Origin of the sequence: Ruminococcus sp. AM42-11, assembly GCF_003480145.1 — a bacterium.
Classification (GTDB): domain Bacteria; phylum Bacillota; class Clostridia; order Lachnospirales; family Lachnospiraceae; genus Blautia_A; species Blautia_A faecis.
Window position 1 is genome coordinate 50,300 of sequence record NZ_QUIO01000009.1, and the last position, 21,196, is coordinate 71,495.

18 protein-coding genes and 1 tRNA gene are annotated in these 21,196 nt (G+C 45.7%); 3 read left to right on the top strand and 16 right to left on the bottom strand.

The window, feature by feature from the left end:
- Positions 1–132: 132 nt before the first annotated feature.
- Both DW904_RS25160 and DW904_RS25165 read left to right on the top strand, forming a co-directional pair.
- Complete coding sequence (locus DW904_RS25160) at positions 133–861, top strand: CapA family protein (RefSeq protein WP_347562049.1); 729 nt, start codon at positions 133–135, stop codon at positions 859–861.
- Complete coding sequence (locus tag DW904_RS25165; protein WP_347562050.1) at positions 861–1,385, top strand: CapA family protein; 525 nt, start codon at positions 861–863, stop codon at positions 1,383–1,385. Before DW904_RS25160 ends, DW904_RS25165 begins: the two co-directional genes overlap by 1 nt.
- Before the next feature lie 54 nt (positions 1,386–1,439).
- Here DW904_RS25165 and queA read toward each other — a convergent pair whose 3' ends face one another.
- The 13 genes from queA to plsX form a co-directional block, all read right to left on the bottom strand.
- The gene (gene queA, locus DW904_RS07260) at positions 1,440–2,465 is read right to left on the bottom strand and encodes a tRNA preQ1(34) S-adenosylmethionine ribosyltransferase-isomerase QueA (protein ID WP_118578849.1); all 1,026 of its coding nucleotides are present in this window, start codon (positions 2,463–2,465) and stop codon (positions 1,440–1,442) included.
- Entirely contained in the window at positions 2,452–3,216 is a 765-nt protein-coding gene (gene trmD, locus DW904_RS07265) for a tRNA (guanosine(37)-N1)-methyltransferase TrmD (protein WP_118578851.1), read from the bottom strand. Before trmD ends, queA begins: the two co-directional genes overlap by 14 nt.
- Positions 3,217–3,720 (bottom strand): ribosome maturation factor RimM, encoded by a 504-nt coding sequence (gene rimM / locus DW904_RS07270; protein WP_118578853.1) that lies wholly within the window; start codon positions 3,718–3,720, stop codon positions 3,217–3,219. It lies immediately after the preceding gene.
- A 104-nt stretch (positions 3,721–3,824) separates the two neighbouring features.
- Positions 3,825–4,055: a KH domain-containing protein gene (locus DW904_RS07275; protein ID WP_021926512.1), complete on the bottom strand. Its 231-nt coding sequence runs from the start codon at positions 4,053–4,055 to the stop codon at positions 3,825–3,827.
- Between the two features lie 160 nt (positions 4,056–4,215).
- Positions 4,216–4,461: a 30S ribosomal protein S16 gene (gene rpsP / locus DW904_RS07280; protein WP_117852013.1), complete on the bottom strand. Its 246-nt coding sequence runs from the start codon at positions 4,459–4,461 to the stop codon at positions 4,216–4,218.
- Positions 4,462–4,515: 54 nt separating this feature from the next.
- A complete protein-coding gene (ffh, locus tag DW904_RS07285) occupies positions 4,516–5,868 on the bottom strand; it encodes a signal recognition particle protein (protein WP_118578855.1) in 1,353 nt (450 codons plus the stop codon).
- Between the two features lie 3 nt (positions 5,869–5,871).
- Positions 5,872–6,195: a YlxM family DNA-binding protein gene (ylxM, locus tag DW904_RS07290; protein ID WP_118578857.1), complete on the bottom strand. Its 324-nt coding sequence runs from the start codon at positions 6,193–6,195 to the stop codon at positions 5,872–5,874.
- Positions 6,196–6,655: 460 nt separating this feature from the next.
- Complete coding sequence (trpS, locus tag DW904_RS07295; RefSeq protein WP_118578859.1) at positions 6,656–7,717, bottom strand: tryptophan--tRNA ligase; 1,062 nt, start codon at positions 7,715–7,717, stop codon at positions 6,656–6,658.
- Positions 7,718–7,959: 242 nt separating this feature from the next.
- Positions 7,960–9,171 (bottom strand): threonine ammonia-lyase, encoded by a 1,212-nt coding sequence (gene ilvA, locus DW904_RS07300; RefSeq protein ID WP_118578861.1) that lies wholly within the window; start codon positions 9,169–9,171, stop codon positions 7,960–7,962.
- 29 nt (positions 9,172–9,200) lie between these two features.
- Positions 9,201–10,142, bottom strand: a complete 942-nt coding sequence (ftsY, locus tag DW904_RS07305) for a signal recognition particle-docking protein FtsY (protein ID WP_118578863.1) — start codon at positions 10,140–10,142, stop codon at positions 9,201–9,203.
- 14 nt (positions 10,143–10,156) lie between these two features.
- Positions 10,157–13,717 carry a chromosome segregation protein SMC gene (smc, locus tag DW904_RS07310; protein WP_118578865.1) on the bottom strand — a complete coding sequence of 1,187 codons (3,561 nt, stop codon included), beginning with the start codon at positions 13,715–13,717 and terminating at the stop codon, positions 10,157–10,159.
- Between the two features lie 18 nt (positions 13,718–13,735).
- Positions 13,736–14,419 (bottom strand): ribonuclease III, encoded by a 684-nt coding sequence (gene rnc / locus DW904_RS07315; RefSeq protein ID WP_118578867.1) that lies wholly within the window; start codon positions 14,417–14,419, stop codon positions 13,736–13,738.
- Positions 14,420–14,498: 79 nt separating this feature from the next.
- Positions 14,499–15,524: a phosphate acyltransferase PlsX gene (gene plsX, locus DW904_RS07320; protein ID WP_118578869.1), complete on the bottom strand. Its 1,026-nt coding sequence runs from the start codon at positions 15,522–15,524 to the stop codon at positions 14,499–14,501.
- A 261-nt stretch (positions 15,525–15,785) separates the two neighbouring features.
- Here plsX and DW904_RS22795 point away from each other — a divergent pair.
- Positions 15,786–15,882: transfer RNA gene (locus DW904_RS22795), tRNA-Sec, on the top strand.
- Between the two features lie 34 nt (positions 15,883–15,916).
- On the opposite strand, the gene selB is transcribed toward DW904_RS22795, so the two are convergent.
- The 3 genes from selB to DW904_RS07335 all read right to left on the bottom strand — a co-directional run bounded on the left by selB (position 15,917) and on the right by DW904_RS07335 (position 20,938).
- Entirely contained in the window at positions 15,917–17,557 is a 1,641-nt protein-coding gene (gene selB / locus DW904_RS23720; RefSeq protein WP_243110330.1) for a selenocysteine-specific translation elongation factor, read from the bottom strand.
- 135 nt (positions 17,558–17,692) lie between these two features.
- Complete coding sequence (gene glmS, locus DW904_RS07330; RefSeq protein ID WP_118578871.1) at positions 17,693–19,531, bottom strand: glutamine--fructose-6-phosphate transaminase (isomerizing); 1,839 nt, start codon at positions 19,529–19,531, stop codon at positions 17,693–17,695.
- Between the two features lie 24 nt (positions 19,532–19,555).
- Positions 19,556–20,938: an exopolysaccharide biosynthesis polyprenyl glycosylphosphotransferase gene (locus DW904_RS07335; protein WP_118578873.1), complete on the bottom strand. Its 1,383-nt coding sequence runs from the start codon at positions 20,936–20,938 to the stop codon at positions 19,556–19,558.
- Positions 20,939–21,196 lie beyond the last annotated feature (258 nt).

Here is a 21,196-nt window from a genome sequence, read left to right on the forward strand (position 1 = left end):
AAATCAAAGGCAAAAGTTCACAGGGCTATTCACTCAAAACATGACCTATGGATTTTTGCCTCAATGTTTATACGGAACAAACACGTCGCCTGTCGGCGACATCATATACAAAAGCCATATGAGGACAGACGTATGCAAAAGAAAAAGAATTTATACAAAAAATCCAAATATTACCGCCGGCGCCAGAAAAAAATCCGGCAGATCTGTATGACCGCAGGTGGTGTCCTGCTGCTGGTGGTACTGCTCCTGATCGTCCGGGGATGTGCAGGAAAGACAAAGAGTGTAAACTCTTCGAATATAAACAACGCAACCGACGAAAATACAACTGGTTCTGCTCTTTCTTCTGACAGCGAAAAGAACGATTCTTTATTTGCCGATGGAGCTAAGCAGACTGCAGAATCTTCCAGTGACAGCTCAGATTCATCTTCTGATTCCGAAAGCAGCGATACTGTTTCAACAAAATCGAAGCACGACACCCCAGTCACCCTTACTATAAGCGTTGTGGGAGACTGTACCCTTGGTACAGATGAAGCCTTCGATTACAGTACCAGCCTGAATGCATATTTTGAAAATTATGGAAAAGAATACTTTTTACAGAATGTAAAGAGCATTTTTGAAGCAGATGACCTGACTATCGCCAACAATGAAGGAACCTTCACAGACAGCAGCAGCCGCGAGGATAAAACCTTCGCATTCAAAGCACCCGCATCTTTTGCAGGAATTTACTCCAGCAGTTCTGTGGAAGCAGTGAACACAGCTAACAACCACAGCCATGATTACGGCGAGCAGAGCTTTCAGGATACCATGGATGCCCTGGATGCCAGGGAATTGTTCATTTCGGCTATGATGAGACGGCTGTAATGGATATAAAAGGGGTAAAAGTAGGTCTTGTTGGAATCTATGAGTTATACGATCATCTAGAGCGTGAACAGCAGCTGAAAGACAACATTGCCAAGGTAAAAGAAGATGGCGCAGAACTGATCATCGTTATCTTCCACTGGGGAAACGAAAAAGAAACCGTTCCAGACTCCAATCAGACCACACTTGGACATCTTGCCATTGACCTTGGTGCTGATCTGGTGTGTGGGCATCATCCTCATGTACTTCAGGGAATTGAAGAATATAAAGGAAAGAATATTGTATACAGCCTTGGAAACTTCTGCTTCGGCGGAAACAGCGCCCCAAGTGACATGGACAGTATGATTTTCCAGCAGACCTTTACCATCTCAAACGACGGCGTAAAAGCAGATAATGTAACAAATATCATCCCATGTTCCATCTCCTCCGCTTACGGCTATAACAATTACCAGCCAACACCTGCTGAAGGGGATGAAAAGACCAGAATTATGGAAAAAATCCAGGAAAGAAGTTCCTGGATCGGATAGAAAAAATATGTTATTCAGCACCCCCAGAGCGAAAGCTCCGGGGGTATTTTTTGATTATAATATCAGCATCGCATCCCCAAATGAAAAGAACCGATACTTCTCCTGCACTGCAACCTCATAGGCATGCAGAATATTCTCTTTTCCAGCCAGTGCAGACACCAGCATAACCAGTGTGGATTCCGGCAGATGGAAGTTGGTGATCAGACCGTCGATCATCTTAAATTTATAGCCTGGATAAATAAAAATCTCTGTCCAGCCGCTTCCAGACTTCAGAACACCATCCTCACCAGTTGCAGACTCCAGTGTACGGCAGCTGGTAGTTCCAACTGCGATCACACGTCCGCCATTTTTCTTGGTATCGTTGATCAGCTTCGCCTGGTCTTCTTCCACAATGTAAAATTCAGAATGCATGTGATGCTGTTCTACATCATCTACTTTAACCGGACGGAAAGTTCCAAGACCTACGTGAAGCGTTACATGGGCAATATTTACGCCCTTGGCTTTCACCTGTTCCAGAAGTTCTTTGGTGAAATGCAGACCTGCTGTAGGAGCTGCTGCGGAACCCTCATTCTTTGCATAAACAGTCTGGTAGCGATTCTTATCCTTTAATTTATGAGTGATATATGGCGGCAGCGGCATCTCTCCCAGCTGGTCCAAAATCTCCTCAAAAATGCCTTCATAATGGAACTGGATTAGACGGTTGCCTTCGTCCACCACGTCGATGATCTCGCCCTCTAAAATGCCATCACCAAATGTGATTTTGGCACCTGGACGAGCCTTTTTGCCAGGCTTTACCAGGCATTCCCAGATATCGTTCTCTCTTCTTTTCAGAAGAAGGATTTCGATCACTGCGCCAGTCTCTTCCTTGTGACCGTAAAGCCTTGCCGGAATAACCTTGGTATCATTGATAACCAAAGTATCACCTTCATTCAGATAGTCCAGTATATCCCTGAAATGGCGATGCTCAATACTGCCATCTGCCATAGAAAGATGCATAAGTCTGGAAGAACTTCTGTCCTCCAGCGGATCCTGGGCGATCAGCTCCTGAGGGAGCTCATAGTAAAAATCAGATGTTCTCATCTTTGGATTCCTCCTCTTTCCACTGCTTTTTCAGCTGCCGCACAAAATTCCATTCTTTGTTGGTGAGATCTGCCTTTTTCAGCAGATCCGGGCGCCTTCTGGCTGTACGAATGATAGACTGCTCTCTGCGCCACTTCTCTATATTTGCATGATGACCGGACATAAGAACCTCCGGAACCTTTTTACCATGCCACTCTTCCGGGCGGCTGTACTGGGGATATTCCAGAAGGTTTCCTGCAAAGGACTCGGTCTCGCCAGACTCCTGATTGCTGAGCACGCCTGGAACCATGCGGGAAATAGAGTCCATCATAACCATGGCCGGAAGCTCGCCGCCTGTAAGCACATAGTCTCCGATAGACACATAATCCGTCACAATTTCTTCCAGAACACGCTCATCAATTCCCTCATAGTGACCGCAAAGGAAAACCAGGTCTTCCTCTTTCGCCATGTCTCTTGCCATCTGCTGATTAAACACCTGTCCCTGCGGGGTGAGATAAACCACACGGGGGCGCTTCCCGGCTTTCTCGGCAATCGCTTCATAAGCCAGGTAAACCGGTTCTGCCTGCATCAGCATTCCAGCACCGCCGCCGTAAGTATAATCATCTACTTTCTGGTGCTTGTTAAAAGCATAGTCGCGGATATTTATGGCCTCCACAGAAAGGATTCCTGCATTAATGGCACGTCCTGTAATGCTGGTGTTCATTCCATTCCGGATCATTTCTGGAAAAAGGGTCAAAACATGGAAATTCATTTACAAAAGTCCTTTCATCAAATGTACCGTCATCACATTCTCCTCCAGATCAACGTCAAGGATGCATTCCTTGATTGCCGGGAGAAGTACTTCCTGATGATCTGGAAGCTCTACTACGTAAACATCATTGGCTCCTGTTTCCATAACATCTTTCAGGGTTCCGAAATGGGTGTTGTCCTCCAGAACCACTTCCATGCCAATCAGGTCGCCGATGTAATATTCATCTTCATCCAGTTCCTGGGCTTCTTCTCTGGGAACCCACAGGTCTCTGCCTTTGTACATTTCAATATCATTTATATTATCAATCCCGTCAAATTTCAGGATCACAAGATTCTTAAAAAATTTCACGTTACGGATTTCCAGCTTTTTCATCTCTCTGCCAGCATCCAGAATCACGTATTCAAGATCCAGGAAACGCTCCGGATCTGTGGTAGGGAATACTTTTACTTCTCCCCGCACGCCATGAGTGGTGGTAATTACTCCAACCTTTAATAAATCTTCCATTCAAAACTCCTCTACAAAAAACGAATATGTCTGCCGTCCAGGACTTTCATAAGTAAAAACAGGAGCCATGTCTCCACAGCTCCTGCATCCATATATCTTGCTTATCATTGCAGAATATCTACAATCACTTTTTTGCTGCTTTTGGAAGAAGCCGCTTTTACTACGGTACGGATGGCCTTGGCGATTCTGCCCTGACGTCCGATCACCTTACCCATATCAGATGGTCCTACCTTCAGTTCGATAACAACAGCGTCATCCTTTTCTGTTTCGGTAACGACTACTTCGTCCGGATTTTCAACAAGAGATTTTGCAATTACTTCTACTAATTCTTTCATTACACACCTCCCTGATCCCGCCCCGGAGCATATTCAAAAAATGCCCTCATCTGGACGTTACAGAAATACCCCCTGAAAATTGCCGGTTACAGTTCACGACTTTCACAGGAAATACTGTGCAGTCTGAACCATTCTGGCAACCTCTAAGATACTCCTTAAATTATTTCTCGATTCCGGCCTGTTTGAGGATCTTAGCAACAACTTCTGTAGGCTGAGCACCGTTTGCAAGCCATTTCTTAGCTGCTTCTTCGTCAACCTTGCATACACTTGGCTCCTGGTTTGGATCATATGTTCCGATCTCTTCGATACATCTTCCATCACGTTTGCTGCGGGAATCTGCAACAACGATTCTATAGTAAGGTGCTTTCTTCTGTCCCATTCTTCTTAATCTGATCTTAACTGCCATTTTAATTTTCCTCCAATTTACTTTCTCTTTATTAGTTAATTTAATTATTTTATGTTAAAAAGGAAGCTTGAAGCCGCCTCTTTTACCACCCATTTTGCCGCCGCCCATGAGACCCGGCATCTGCTTCATCATCTTCTTGCTCTGCTCAAACTGTTTCACAAGGCGATTGACTTCTGCAACCTCCACACCTGCGCCTCTGGCAATTCTGTTCTTGCGGGAAAGGTTCAGGATTCCCGGATTAGAACGCTCCTGTGGAGTCATGGAAAGAATAATGGACTTGGTTCTGTCCATTGCTTTCTCATCAATCATGCTCTCCACATCTTTCATCTTGCTTCCCACACCTGGGAGCATATTCAGGATACTGGAGATTCCGCCCATCTTATTCATCTGTTCAAGGCTGGTAAGATAGTCATTGAAATCAAAATCCATCTTCTTCAGCTTCTTGGACATCTCCTGGGCTGCTTCCTGATCTACGGCTGCTTCTGCCTTCTCGATCAGGCTCATTACATCTCCCATACCAAGGATACGGGATGCCATTCTCTCCGGATAAAACTGTTCCAGATCGGATAACTTCTCTCCCATACCTACATACAGGATTGGTTTACCGGTTACGGACTTGATGGAAAGGGCTGCACCACCACGGGTATCACCATCCATCTTGGTCAGGATCACTCCATCGATTCCAACCTTCTCTGCAAAAGTCTGGGCTACATTGACTGCATCCTGTCCGGTCATGGCATCTACTACAAGGACTGTAGCATCTACCTCAATATTAGCCTTAATATCAGCAAGCTCCTGCATCATATCCTCATCGACATGAAGACGACCTGCTGTATCAATGATCACTACATTCTGCTGATTCGCCTTGGCATGTGCAACAGCCGCCTTGGCTATGTCTACCGGGCTCTGCTTATCACCCATGGTAAAGACTTCCACGCCTTGTTTCTCACCGTTTACCTGCAGCTGAGTGATCGCTGCGGGTCTGTAAACGTCACAGGCTACCAGAAGAGGTTTCTTACCTTTCGACTTGATCTTACCTGCAAGCTTGGCTGCGGTAGTAGTCTTACCGGCTCCCTGAAGACCTGCCATCATAATGACAGTCAGATCATTGCCAGGCTTGATCGGAAGCTCTGTAGTCTCGCTTCCCATAAGATTAACCAGCTCTTCGTTTACAATCTTGATGACCATCTGGCCTGGGTTCAGTCCGTTCATAACGTCCTGTCCAACTGCACGTTCCTGTACAGATTTCGTGAACTGTTTCACGACTCTGAAGTTAACGTCTGCTTCAAGGAGTGCCATCTTAACTTCTTTAAGAGCAATCTTAACATCCTCTTCGGTCAGACGGCCTTTGCTTCTCAGCTTCTTAAATACATTCTGAAGTTTATCTGTTAAGCTTTCAAATGCCATGAATTATAACTCCTCTAAAATCACATTGGATATTGCCTCAATATCATCAGCGTGATATCCGGATGCAAGCTCATGTATCTTCTGTACCTGTCCCCGGATATTCACAAACTTCTCCACCAGATGCAGCTTCTCTTCATATCCTTCCAGTGCCTTGTCACAGCGTCTGATCATATCATGTACGCCCTGACGGCTGATATTCAGTTCCTCTGCAACCTCACTTAAAGAATAATCCTCCAGAACTACACTCTCGTAGATCTGCTGCTGTCTCTTCGTAAGAAGCTCTCCGTAAAAATCATAGAGCAAAGTACGTTCCACAAACTTTTCCATTCGTTATCACCTTGGGTATCATACCGTATTTTGTAGTGTGTGTCAAGTATTTTTTCTTTACATGCAATATTTTTTATATGTCCAAATTTATTATACGCTATTTCTAATTGTCTGCCCTTATGTTATACTATAAAAGCTGCCGAGCCTCCAGCAGAAAGGAGGTGAATTCGATGGATAATATTATTGCTCTAATCCTTGTCCCTGTCGCAGTAAATGTAATTAGCTACTGCATTTACAAATGGCTGGACAGAAAAGACAAATAGGCAGCATAACAGCCTAAGGCATAAGCCACCTACATAAACGGAATAGAAAACCCCGGAAGTCTCGCACACCTCCGGGGTTTTCGTTTGCTTTCGATGGACTATTGCTCTAATCCTTAGCTACTATTAGGATATGCCATAACCAACGAAATGTCAACTTAAAATTCACATATTTTACTGACACTTAAAATCCACATATTTTACTGAATCAAACTATCATCATCAAAATAATTAATTCTCATAGAAGCCTTTACATCCTTCAGAGTCTCAGCTGCCTTTGCCTCAGCCACCTTACTGCCCTCTCTTAAAATGTCATAAACATCCGGAATACGCTGTTCCCACATTTTACGGCGCTCGCGGATCGGGCCAAGCTCAGCCTGGAGAACGTTGTTCAGGAACTTTTTAACCTTAACATCTCCAAGTCCGCCTCTCTTATAATGGTCTTTCAGCTCGTCCAGGTTCTGATAATCCGGAAGAAATTCCGGGAAGTATTCTGGTTTGCAGAAAGCATCCAGATAAATAAATACCGGGTTACCATCAACATTTCCCGGATCCTGAACACGAAGATGATTCGGATCCGTGAACATGGACATAACCTTCTTCTTAACCTCATCTGCCTCATCAGAAAGATAAATGCAGTTTCCAAGAGATTTACTCATTTTTGCCTTACCATCAATACCTGGCAGACGCAGGCACGCCTTGTTGGAAGGAAGTACGATCTCCGGCTCTGTAAGTGTCTCACCATATACTGTGTTAAACTTGTGTACGATCTCTTTGCACTGCTCCAGCATAGGAAGCTGATCCTCTCCAACCGGAACTGCTGTTGCACGGAAAGCCGTGATATCTGCTGCCTGGCTGATAGGATAGCAGAAGAATCCAACCGGAATGCTGGCTTCGAAATTACGCATCTGGATCTCAGATTTCACAGTAGGGTTACGCTGAACACGGGCTACTGTAACCAGATTCATATAATAGAAAGTAAGCTCTGTAAGCTCCGGAACCATAGACTGGATGAAAATTGTGGATTTCTCCGGATCAATCCCGCAAGCCAGATAATCAAGTGCTACCTGGATAATATTCTGACGAACCTTCTCCGGGTGCTCTGCGTTATCAGTAAGCGCCTGGGCATCCGCGATCATAATATAAATCTCGTCATAATTTCCAGAATTCTGAAGCTTTACACGCTCAGATAAAGAGCCTACATAATGTCCCACATGAAGACGGCCTGTAGGGCGGTCTCCTGTTAAAATTACTTTTTTCATAGTTTGCTACTCCTTATATTCACCGCCATGCCGATCCTTTTTTTAACCAACACAGTTGTACTTATTTATAATCATTTCAGCAAACACTCCCCATTTTTTACATGAATATGCAAAACGCCCAAAGCACATAGACTAACTTTAGTTGCTGTTCACTCCGTTCACAGTAACTAACTTTATTCATACCATTTGTGATGTTGCTTCAGTTATTAACTGCAAGGAGGGGAAATGCTTCTATTTTTCAATTACAGACTTGCGCGAATTACTTTCGGTCTGCATCCGGCAGTCTCCAGCGCTTTCACGATCTGATTCTTATGGTCTGTACCAAACGCCTCCAGAGTGATCTTCAGTTCTACAGCTGCATTACGGTTTGTGCTTACAAACTGGTTATGATCCAGCTTGATAACATTTCCCTGATTCTCTGCAATAATAGAAGCCACACGTACCAGTTCACCAGGCTTATCCGGGATAAGAACAGATACGGTAAAGATTCTGTCACGCTGGATCAAGCCATGCTGTACTACAGAAGACATGGTAATCACATCCATATTTCCACCACTTAAAATGGACACAACCTTTTTATTCTTGAAATCAAGATGACGAAGCGCAGCCACTGTCAGAAGTCCTGAATTCTCAACGATCATCTTGTGATTCTCTACCATATCCAGGAATGCAACGATCAGCTCATCATCCTCAACCGTGATGATTTCATCCAGATTCTCCTGGATATATGGGAAAATATGAGAGCCCGGAGTCTGAACTGCAGTACCATCTGCAATGGTATTTACATGGGGCAGTGTAACAACCTCCCCTTTCTCAAGAGAAGCCTTCATACAGGCTGCACCTGCTGGCTCTACACCGATTACTTTAATATGAGGATTAAGAAGCTTGGCAAGTGTGGATACACCTGTTGCAAGTCCGCCTCCACCGATTGGCACCAGAATATAATCTACAAGAGGAAGCTCCTGAATGATCTCCATAGCAATGGTTCCCTGGCCGGTAGCAACTGCAGGATCATCAAAAGGATGAATAAAGGTATAGCCCTTTTCTTCAGCAAGCTCCAGAGCATATGCACAGGCCTCATCATAAACATCACCATGAAGAATAACCTCTGCGCCATACCCTTTTGTACGCTCTACTTTAATAAGCGGTGTAGTGGTCGGCATTACGATCACGGCCTTCACACCGTATTTGTGTGCCGCATATGCCACACCCTGTGCATGATTTCCAGCGGAAGCTGTGATCAGGCCTTTGCCCCTCTCCTCGTCGGAAAGAGTACTGATCTTATAATAAGCTCCACGCACCTTATATGCACCTGTTCTCTGCATGTTCTCTGGTTTGAAGAAAACCTTGTTTCCAGTGAGTTCAGAGAAATAACTGCTCTTCACCAACTTGGTCTCCTGGGTTACCTGCTTAACTATTTCTGCCGCTTCTTCAAAACTCTCTAATGTAAGCATTTTTATTTTTCCTCCTGTAGTCTGTGGGGTTAGTTTTCATCCGGATGAATGTCAAACAACGCATCCACAAAAGAATTTGCATCGAATTTCTGTAAATCGTCAATGCTCTCACCAACGCCGATATATTTCACCGGAATATCAAGCTCAGACTGGATTGCCACCGCAATACCACCCTTGGCTGTACCATCAAGCTTGGTAAGAATGATACCGGTTACATTTGCCACCTCTGCAAACTGTCTTGCCTGCACAAGTGCGTTCTGTCCTGTCGTTCCATCCAGAACCACCAGAGTTTCCAGATACGCTTCCGGATATTCCTTCTCCAGAATGCGGTAAATCTTGCGAAGCTCTTCCATAAGATTCTTCTTATTATGAAGTCTTCCTGCGGTATCACAGATCAGAACGTCTGCATTGCGGGCCTTGGCTGCTGCCACTGCATCATAGACAACTGATGCCGGGTCTGCTCCATCCTGACCGCCAATGATCTCCACTCCTGCCCGGTTCGCCCACTGGGTCAGCTGTTCCCCTGCTGCTGCACGGAAAGTATCCGCAGCACCAAGAATAACCTTTTTGCCCTGGTCTTTCAGCTTGCCGGCAAGTTTTCCAACGGAAGTTGTTTTTCCAACACCATTGACACCGATCACAAGAATAACGGATTTGCGGTTTTCAAACTCGTACTCTGTGCTGTCTACCGTCATCTGCTCCTTGATGGTATCAATAAGAAGCTGCTTGCACTCCTTGGGATCCCTGATATTTCGGATTTCCACCTGGTCTTTTAATTTGTCCAGAATGGCTGTGGTGGCATTGATTCCAATGTCACCCATGATCAGGATTTCTTCCAGTTCCTCATAAAAATCATCATCTATTGTTGAATAGCCGGTGAAAAGAGAATCGAATCCTGCCACAATGTTGTCTCTTGTTTTTGTCAGGCCACTGACAAGTCTTTTAAAAAAGCCTTTCTTTTCCTCTGCCATTTCCTCTCCTCCTTTTACTGCGTAAGCTGGTTTTCCACAAGATCAACGGAAACCAGCGTGGAGACGCCTTTCTCCTGCATGGTAATACCATAAAGTCTGTCTGCGGCATTCATAGTACCACGCCTGTGTGTTATTATAATGAATTGAGTGTTCTTCGTCAACTTCTGAAGATAGCCTGCGAAACGACCTACATTCGAATCGTCAAGTGCCGCCTCGATCTCATCAAGAAGACAGAATGGCGACGGCTTCAGATTCTGGATTGCAAACAAAAGTGCGATTGCAGTAAGTGCCTTCTCACCACCGGAAAGCTGCATCATATTCTGAAGCTTTTTGCCCGGCGGCTGGGAAATAATGCGAATTCCTGCTTCCAGAATATCCACGTCTTCCTCAAGTTCAAGAGTGCCCTTACCGCCTCCAAACAATTCCTTGAAAGCCTTGTCAAACTCTCTCTGGATATCCTGGAATTTCTCCGTAAACTGTTTACGCATTCCCTCATCCAGTTCCTGGATAATGTTCTCCAGCTGTGCCTCTGCAGTTTTCAGATCCTCATACTGTCCGGAAAGGAAAGCATGACGCTCTGAAATCTCCTTATATTCCTCAATTGCATTTACATTAACGTTACCAAGCTTACGGATTTCATCCTTCACCTGGGCAATTTCTTTCTTCATGGCTTTCAGATCGTTCAGCTCTTCTTTTTTGTACTGAAGGGCATTGTTCGGGGTGATCTCATACTCATTCCACATGTAGGAAATCTGAGATTCCCTGTGCTCTTCCAGCTTCTCGATCTGACTTTTCAGACGGTAACACTCTTTGTCCAGAAGTGAAATCCTGCCGGACAGCTGGTCCCGCTTCTCAAAAAATGCCTTGTGGCTGGCATTTTTTTCATCCTTCACACTCTGCCAGCTCTCCATCTGAGCCTTCGCCTTGGTTTCATCCTCTTCCAAAGTCCGGATCACTGCCTCCAGATTCTCTACAGACTGACGCTTTCTCTCATTCTCTTCGACGCCAAGCTCCAGCGTTTCATGAATATCTGCTTCCTCCTGGCGAAGAGCTTCCATCTCATGAGTCAGACGGCCCAGAGTCTCTGCTGCGAAGCTTTCTTTCTGCTGGGCTGTACTTGCTCCCAGGCGAAGAGCCTCCAGTTTCTTGGAAACCTCCTGCTCCTCAGCCCTCCAGGTCTCTAATTCTTCCTGTTTATTCTGGATAAAAGTCTCCAGTTCTTTCTCATCCTGCTCAGAAGCCTTCAATTCTTCGGCAATCTTGCTGTGATCAGCCTCTGCCTCCTCGATCTGACGGCGGATTTCCATCTGCTCTCTCTGAATCTCTCCATAGCCAGCCTGGATTTCCTTTGTCTTGGCTTCTACCTGGTTAATGTTCATCTTCGCCGTATTCTGGGCAACATACTGCTGACGCAGTTTTTCCTGCAGATCTGCAATGGTGTCACGCATAACATTACGCTTGCTTCGATTATCATTAATAGCCGTCTGCATGTCATCCATGTCTTTTTGAAGAGCCTTCACACTGGATTCCAGTTCTTCGATCTCACGGCGGCGGCCAAGAAGGTTGCTGTTATTCTTAAAAGAACCACCTGACATAGAACCGCCCGGACTGAAGGATTCACCCTCCACAGTTACCATGCGAAGACTGTGCCGGTACTTTCGCGCAATGGCAATGGCATTGTCAATGTGATCCACCACAAGCACACGACCCAGAAGATAAGTAGCAAGTCCGGCATACTCCGGACCTGTAGTTACCAGTTCACTGGCAAGCCCGATCACTCCCGGCTCCTGCAGCGCATCCCTCTGGGTAAAACCACTTCTAGTATTGATACTGTTAAGTGGAAGGAACGTAGCACGGCCGAAACGGTTTTTCTTCAGAAATTCGATCATATGCTTGGCAGTCTGTTCATTGTCTGTGACAATGTTCTGAATACTTCCGCCAAGAGCCGTCTCAATGGCGATCTCATACTCCTTATTTACCTGGATCAGATCTGCTACAACACCCTTAATTCCCGGTACTCGGTCCTTCTGTTCCATTACACGGCGGATACTGTTTCCGTATCCGTCATAGCGCTCTGTAATATTTTTCAAAGATTCCAGCCTGGAAGCCTCACGGTGATATGCGCTCTGGCCGATTTCCATCTGGCCGTTCTGTTTCTTTAATTCATCTGTAATTTTATGTACTTCATTATCCAGGCGCTGACACTCTGCATTCATGTCCTGGATAAGTGTGGTAATTCCCTGAAACTTCTCCTTTGCCTTCTCCAGCTCACTCTGCTGCTGGGCTTCCTCTGTTTTCAAATGAAGCTGTCTCTGACTGATTCCCGCTTTACGGATATCGATCTGCTCCATCATGGTATCGAAACGCTGGGCTTTTCCTTTGGTAGTGGCACGGGTATTGAGAAGCTCGATAATCTCGTTCTTGCCATTCTCCACTGCCTGGGAGCACTCTTCGATCTGTGCCTGAATATTGGAAATCCGGTCCTCTTCTGCCTCCTGGCGCTTCCTTGCTTCCAGAAGAGCTGCATGGAGCTGGGATTTCTCCGCCTCCTGCCTCTCCAGAGATTCCTGACGTTCCTTCAGATCCGCCTCAATGGTCTGCAGACGGCTCTTGTAATGCTCTTCGCTCTGCACTCCGGACAAAATCTGTTCCCGAAGTACCTTGGTCTCACCATCCAGCTGCTGCCTGCGGATTGCCTTATTCTGCGTCTCTTCACGCAGCTGATCCATCTGGGAATTCAACTGTTCCAGTTCCTCTTCCAGACGGTCATATTCCACTTTCGTCTGCTCGTAGGCCTTCTGATTCTCCTCCAGCTCCTCAGCGGCCCTGGTATTCTTGGTATCCAGCTCTTTTAATTCACGGCTGGTCTCCTCGTTTTCCAGAAGAAAACTGTTCACATCCAATTCCCGCAAAGTGTCTCTTTTGGCAAGATAAATTCTGGCTGTCTCGGACTGGCGCTCCAAAGGACTCAATTGTCTGGTAAGCTCACTTAAAATATCGGTAACACGCACCAGGTTCGCCTGCTCGTCCTGCAGCTTCTTAATGGTAGTTGCCTTTCTTCGCTTAAACTTTACGATTCCGGCAGCTTCGTCAAAAAGCTCACGGCGCTCTTCCGGCTTACCGCTTAAGATCTTATCGATCTGTCCCTGCCCGATGATGGAATAGCCCTCTTTCCCAATACCGGTATCGTAAAACATCTCATTAATATCCTTCAGACGACAGGCACTTCCATTAATAAGATATTCACTTTCACCGGAGCGGTAAAGTCTTCGGGTAACCGTAACCTCATTAAAATCAACCGGAAGCTTGTGATCGCTGTTATCCAGAGTAATGGCAACAGAAGCAAAGCTAAGGGGCTTTCTGGTCTCCGTGCCGGAAAAAATAACATCCTGCATGTTTCCGCCTCGAAGCTGCTTGGCGCTCTGTTCTCCAAGGACCCAGCGGACCGCATCACCTACGTTGCTTTTTCCACTGCCGTTGGGGCCAACGATTCCCGTAATTCCATTATGAAATTCGAAATTGATTTTCTGTGCAAAGGACTTAAACCCGTGCACTTCAATATTTTTTAAATACATGTATTCGAACCCTTGTTATTATTTTCTCATCTTCCGGATTGCCTGGTAAGCAGCTTCCTGCTCGGCAGCTTTCTTGGTATGTCCTACTCCGGTACCCATCACATGACCGCTGACAAGCACATCCACGGTAAAGCTTTTATTGTGATCCGGGCCTTCTTCTTTTATCAGATGGTACTCCACAAGATGGGTTCCCTTCTCCTGTACGATTTCCTGCAGGATGGTCTTGCTATCATAAAAGAGCTGTTTGTTCTCAAGATCGTTCAGAATGAATTTCAGAACAAACTCCTTTGCGCTAGCAAAACCACCGTCCAGATAGATAGCTCCAAGCAGAGCCTCTGTTGCATCGGAAACAATAGAGTCACGGTTTCTTCCACCAGTCATGTCCTCACCTTTTCCAAGGAGCAGATACTGCGGCAGTCCGAAATCTCTTGCACAATAAGCAAGACTGGGTTCGCAAACCAGGCTGGCTCTCTTCTTGGTCAATTCGCCCTCTGGAATCTGGGTGAATTTCTTATAAAGAAAATCACTGCTGATCAGCTCCAGAACTGCATCTCCAAGAAACTCCAGACGCTCGTTGCAGCCTGCCTTACCAAGCTTCTTCTCGTTGGCATAAGAACTATGTGTCAGTGCAAGGATCAGAAGGTTTCTGTTCCTGAACTCATAACCGATCCGGTTCTCCAATGCTTTTAACTTTTTTTCCATGATAAACTTCCTTCCCTCTGACTAGCTGGCAGACCCCCGGCAGGTCTTTGCCGAAGAGTCTGCTGCAATGCATGGATGATCATGCTTTTTCTGGTGTCTCTTCCACCATATGGGCAGCGATTTTCTCATTGATTTTCTGCTGTCTGAACTGAACACACTGAAAAATAGCGTGACGAATCTCAACCGCCCTGGCACTGCCGTGTGTCTTCACAACCAGTCCCTTAAGACCCAGAAGAGGAGCTCCGCCGTACTCACTTGCATCAAATGCCTTCATGGTTTCTTTGACGGCCGGTTTCACCAGAAGAGCTCCAACCTTGCTGCGGGTGTCTTTCATAAGGCCGGTTTTAAGCATCTTCATAAAGGTACTTCCAAGTCCTTCATAAAGCTTCAGGATCACGTTCCCGACAAAAGCCTCGCAGACAATCACATCTGCATAACCAGCCGGAATATCCCTTGCTTCAATACTTCCAATAAAATTGATCCCCGGGCATTCCTTCAAAAGAGGGAACGTCTCCTTCACAAGGGCATTTCCCTTCTCCTCCTCTGCACCAATGTTTACAATGGCAACACGAGGGTTCTTGATTCCAACCACGTCTTCCATATAGATGGAACCCATCTTCGCAAACTGTACCAGATGCTCTGGTCTGGCATCTACGTTCGCACCGCAGTCAATAAGAAGTGACACACCATTCTGGGTAGGAATCAAGGGTGCCAGCGGCGGACGCTGTACTCCTTTGCTTCTTCCTACGATCACCTGACCACCTACTAAAATAGCGCCTGAGCTTCCAGAGGAAACAAATGCTTCTGCTTCCTGCTTCTTCACAAGATTCAGTCCTACCACAATGGAAGAATCTTTCTTCTTACGGATCGCCAGAACCGGAGGCTCTGCTGTCTCGATCACCTCTGTGGTATTCACGATCTGGATTCTTTCCTTGGGGTAATTCTGAAATTTACTCAGCTCTTTCTCAATTACATCCTGCCTGCCGGTAAGGATCACATCAATGTCTTCCCTCTCGGCAACAGCCTCTACGGCTGCTTTCACTGGTTCTGCCGGAGCGTTGTCTCCGCCCATGGCATCTACTACAACTCTAACTGTCTCTGCCATATTTTTCTCCTCTTCGGATATTCTTCAATACTGTAATCTGGTAATGTGAAAACATCCATTATAATCGGGATATGCAAAACACAGCCCAATTCAACAGCTCCTCCATACCATAGCATGTTTGAAAAAGGCTACAAGGTACACTATCCCGAATAATACTATTCTACTTTATCTGCCCCCTCTTAGTCAATAGGGAATCAAAGAAAGGTTTCTGACCCAAAGGCTGTGGTTGACGAAGCTTCCAATCTCCGCTATACTCTCACTGGGAGCAGATAGGTGCCGGTGTGCCTCCTGGTCTTCAAAACCAGTGTGGGGCGCTAATCCCGTCCCGGATGGGTTCGATTCCCATATGTTCCCGCCAAAAAAGCATACCCAGCTTTCCATTCTTACTCTTCTCATTGAGACCGGTCTGCCTGCTGCAAGTTTCGTTTTAATACTCTTCCTCCATTTTCCATAACTGTAATCCGCTCTCTGTCAAACCCCTCCAGCAGTATGATCGCACATTTACGGGATATTCCCAGACGGTCACGAAATTCTCCAGTCCGGATCATACCCTTTTCTTCATATAACAGATACGCCATATCCAGAGCTTTCTGCCGTATTTCCCAGTGCATATAATGCTTCTCGTCAAACCGTACAAGAACACCGTCCCGCACCATGGCAAAGAACACTTCTGAAAAATCCCGCTCACCGGAAAATACTTTCTTCACTTCATCTGTCAGCAGAGGCATAAAGCCCGATTTCAGATATAATTCCTGCAGCTGCAAATAGACAGAATTCCCACACATTTCTTCTGTTATTTTTCCTGCAGCATGTGCTTTTTTTCTTTCCTTTCCGGTACATGCGTAACGAACGGCAGCATCTGCATTCTGTCCTTTTTTCCTTTTTTCCCCATTGGGATTCAGCACAACTCCACCGCCGATGGTTTCTACTGGCGAATAAAATCTTATAACAAAATGATCCCCTGCTTTCATTGCCGTCACCTGCTCCATCCGAAGCTGGACTATGGCCTCTTCACCAGGCTTCAGCACTACTCTGTCAAACAGAATTATTTTACACACCAGTTCTGCCGCACCATGATAAAGATGAACACGGGTACCGCTTTTTAAAGAACGCTGTCCTGATTTCAACAGCTGCAGCCGTACATCTGCTATCATGGTACCTTCCATACTTCCTGCTGCTGCCAGAATTTCTCCCCGGGAGATATGCTCTTTTCCAATCCCCGGAAGGTTCACTGCCACCCGCTGTCCCGGAGCAGCTTCGGATACTTCCTGTCCATGCACCTGAATTCCCCGGATTTTTACCCTTTCAGCCCTGGGATAAAGCATAGTGTCATAATTCAAGCTTAAACTGCCATCAAGCAGCGTCCCTGTCACTACGGTTCCAAAACCCTTTAAAGAAAACACACGATCTATGGGCAGACGAAACGCAGATCCTTTTGTACCTATTCTGCCTGTGCAGCTGTCACCTTCTTTTCGGGAAAGCTTCTGATTTTCCGTGTTTTTTCCGGCGGTGCACAGTTTCCACAACACCCTGCGCAGTTCCTCAATCCCACGCCCATCCACAGCACTGGTCACTACCACATCCGCATTTTCCAGAAACGTTCCCTCTGCAAATTCCCTGATTTCCTGGTCAAGTCCCTTTTTCCATTCCAGGTCACCTTTGGTGAGTACAATCATACCCTTTCGAATACCAAGCAGGGAAAGTATTGCCAGATGTTCCCTGGTCTGAGGCATTACTCCCTCATCCGCTGCGATCACTACCATGGCAATGTCAATTCCGCCAGCTCCGGCCAGCATATTCTTTATAAATTTTTCATGACCTGGCACGTCAATAATCCCTGCTTCCCTGCCATCCGGAAATTTCAGAAACGCAAAACCATTTTCAATTGTAATCCCCCGCCTTTTTTCCTCTGCCAGGCGATCCGTATCCGTGCCTGTCAGCGCCTTGACCAGCCAGGTCTTACCATGATCAATATGTCCGGCAGTACCTATGATCCTGTACCTTTTTTCTTCCATATCTTTTTCATGCCCCATTTTGTTCGAACAATCCCACTATTTCGCTTTCAAATAAACAGCGCGAAGAAACCACTTCTCCGCGCCATGTTTACGTTTATAACAATATTGTCTTTTTTCTGTTGTTTGGAAATATAATTCAGTTATTTAATAACATTATTCTACAGTAACAGATTTTGCCAGGTTTCTCGGCTTGTCCACATCCAGGCCCTTCGCTACGCTGACATAATATCCCATCAGCTGCAGCGGAACAATTGCAAGGCTGGTTGTGAAATACTTCTCCGTCTTGGGAACATATACGGAGAAATCAGCGGTATCCTCAATACTGTAATTGCCATAGCTGGTCAGTCCCATCAGATAAGCACCACGGCTCTTTACCTCAACCATATTGCTCAGTGTCTTCTCAAAAAGATCCTTCTGGGTCATCACACCGATCACCAGAGTACCATCCTCTACAAGGCTGATCGTTCCGTGCTTCAGCTCACCTGCTGCGTAAGCCTCAGAATGAATATAACTGATCTCCTTCATCTTCAGGCTTCCTTCCATGCTGATAGCATAGTCAATTCCTCGTCCGATGAAGAAAATATCATGGGCATTTGCATACTTGCTTGCAAACCACTGGATACGCTCCTTATCATCCAGAACACGGCTGATCTTGTCCGGCAGGGTCTCCATCTCAGCAAGCAGACGGGTCACATTCCCCTCCTCAAGCTTTCCCTGGACAAAAGCGCTCTGGATAGCCAGCAGATACATGGCGATCAGCTGGGTGCTGTAAGCCTTGGTGGTGGCAACAGAAATCTCAGGTCCCGCATAAGTATATAACGTATAATCGCTCTCTCTTGCAATACTGGAGCCTACAACATTGACTACGCTAAGTACCGGAACATTTCTATCTCTGGCAAGACGAAGAGCAGCCAGACTGTCTGCGGTCTCTCCAGACTGGGAAATAATAACCACCATGGAATCCTCCACAAGGATCGGATCACGGTAACGGAACTCAGAAGCCACATCCACCTCAACCGGGATCTTCGCCATGGATTCGATCACATATTTGCCAACCATGCCAACATGGTAAGCAGAACCACAGGCAATGATATAGATTCGCTTAAGAGAAGCCAGTTTCTCATCTGTAAGCCCTGTCTCGGAAAAATCAATGTGTCCCTCTTTTACATACGCGCCAATGGTATCCTGAACGGCTTTCGGCTGCTCATGGATCTCTTTCAGCATAAAGTGCTCATAGCCGCCCTTCTCAGCAGCAGCTGCATCCCACTGGATCTCCACAACGTCTTTTTCAATTTCTTCACGGTCGATATTATAGAAATGGATCTCATCACGAGAAAGCTCCGCAATTTCAAGATTGCCGATATAATAAACCCTTCTGGTCTGATCCAGGATCGCAGGAACATCAGAAGCAATAAGACTTCCGTTCTCGCTCTTTCCAATGATCAGCGGACTGTCCTTGCGGGCTGCAAACAGTTTACCCGGATAGTCCTTGAAAATAGCACCAAAAGCATAAGAACCGCGGATACGGAGCATTGCTCTGGAGATTGCTTCCAACGGGGTTCCGGTTTTCTTATAGTAGTAATCTACCAGCTTCACAGCCACTTCTGTATCTGTCTGAGAATAGAACATATAACCGGAACGAAGAAGCTTCGCCTTCAGTTCCTGATAATTCTCGATAATTCCATTATGAACAAGTACTACGGACTTATCATCTGTACAATGAGGATGGGCATTTATCTCAGAAGGCTCTCCATGAGTCGCCCAGCGGGTATGACCGATGCCGCAGGTACCCGGTACGGCTGAGCCGCCGTCTGTCTTCTCGATCAGAGTTTTCAGACGCCCTTTCGCCTTTACGATTGCGATCTTATCAGCTGCCTCGTTTCGAACTGCGATACCGGCTGAATCATAGCCTCTGTACTCCAGCTTGGAAAGGCCTGTCAGCAAAATCGGTGCCGCCTGTTCATCTCCTACATAACCAACAATTCCACACATAAAATTTCCTCCTCAGTCTCAGTCTTAATCATTCTCCTCGTTTTTCTCCTGGCCGGCTGTCTTCTGCCATGCCTCAACCCCTTCTGTATTTTCCTTCTGGAAAAGGATTTTGAAGGTAAGCATCAGAAGCTTCAGATCCAGCTTCAGAGAATAGGTCTCAATATAGGTGAGATCCAGTTTCAGCTTATCATAAGGTGTCGTGTTGTATTTACCATAAACCTGGGCATAACCGGTAAGTCCGGCCTTCACTTTCAGGCGGTAATCAAATTCAGAAATCCTCTCACTATACAGTGCAGCAATCTCCGGCCGCTCCGGTCTTGGGCCTACCAGAGACATATCACCTTTCAGTATATTAAAAATCTGTGGCAGCTCATCGAAATGGATCCGGCGGATAAGCTTCCCGACCGGTGTGATCCTGTCATCCTCTTTCTTCGCCAGCTGGGCACCCTTCACTTCAGAGTCCATTTTCATGCTTCTGAATTTCAGGATCATAAAGATCTGCTTATCCTTCGTAAGACGCGGCTGCTTATAAAAAACAGGACCGCCATCATAAAGCTTAATAGCAAGTGCGATCAGAATCATAAACGGAGATGCAATCACCAGCCCTGCCAGGGAAAATATAATATCCACAATTCTTTTGAAAAACAGCTGCTCTGCTGTCAGACGCAGGTTTCTGGAAAGAAGAAGCGTGGTATCAAATAAATGAATATCGTCTGCATTCCGGAGCATAATATCAGAAAGCTTCGGAATAGAATAACAGCGGATATCCTTCTCAAAGCAGTATTTCAGAAGAAGATTTCGTTCGTGGGACGGGATATCCCCGATCACAACTGCTTTATATCCGTTGATCTTCTCCTTGATCACGTCAAGGCCAAGGGAAAGGGATGCCATCTCTTTAATGGCATATTTATCCTCTCTGGTCTCAAACTTATTCCTTAAATCTCCCGGATTACGTCCGCCATAAATCATCAGCATCTGTCTGGGCGGATACAGTCTGGTGTACACATAACGCATACCAACCACCCATATGACAACGATCACCAGGTCAATCCCCGTCATAGCCAGCATAGGTGTCAGATGCTCTCCCAGACGCCAGCGGCCGATCAGGCACAACTGTAAATAGGTAATAAAATTCACGCAGCACACAGACAGGATCTGGGAATAGATTACTTCAAATACCCGCAAATAACCCACCTTAAAACCACCGTAAATTTTGTAAAAGAAGTATATCATCAGCACATACAGGCCAATGACTACCTGATTGCCTCTGTCAAAGCGTCTGCCGATGACCTCCTTGTGGGCATAAAATTTATACCAGATATAGGCGAAAAGCAATGTTTCAATAGCTATGATCACCGCAGACGCCAAAAACATGATCAGTCTCTTATATCGTTCGCGATTTTCCATTTTTTCCTCCAGTAAATTTCCTCTGAAATCTATACGTTGTATAAGTATAGCACAAAAAATCCCAGAGGAAAACGATTTTTTTCGTCACTCATTTTTGACAAAAAATGACAGAGCAGGTTGATATCCACCCCAAACCGTGATAAAATCAGTACATATTGTGGTAAAGCAATATAATATTTATACAATATGATATTTTATAATGTGAAGTAAATAACAGATTCTAAGTTTTGTCAATATGTAATTTTCAGAGTGACGGTT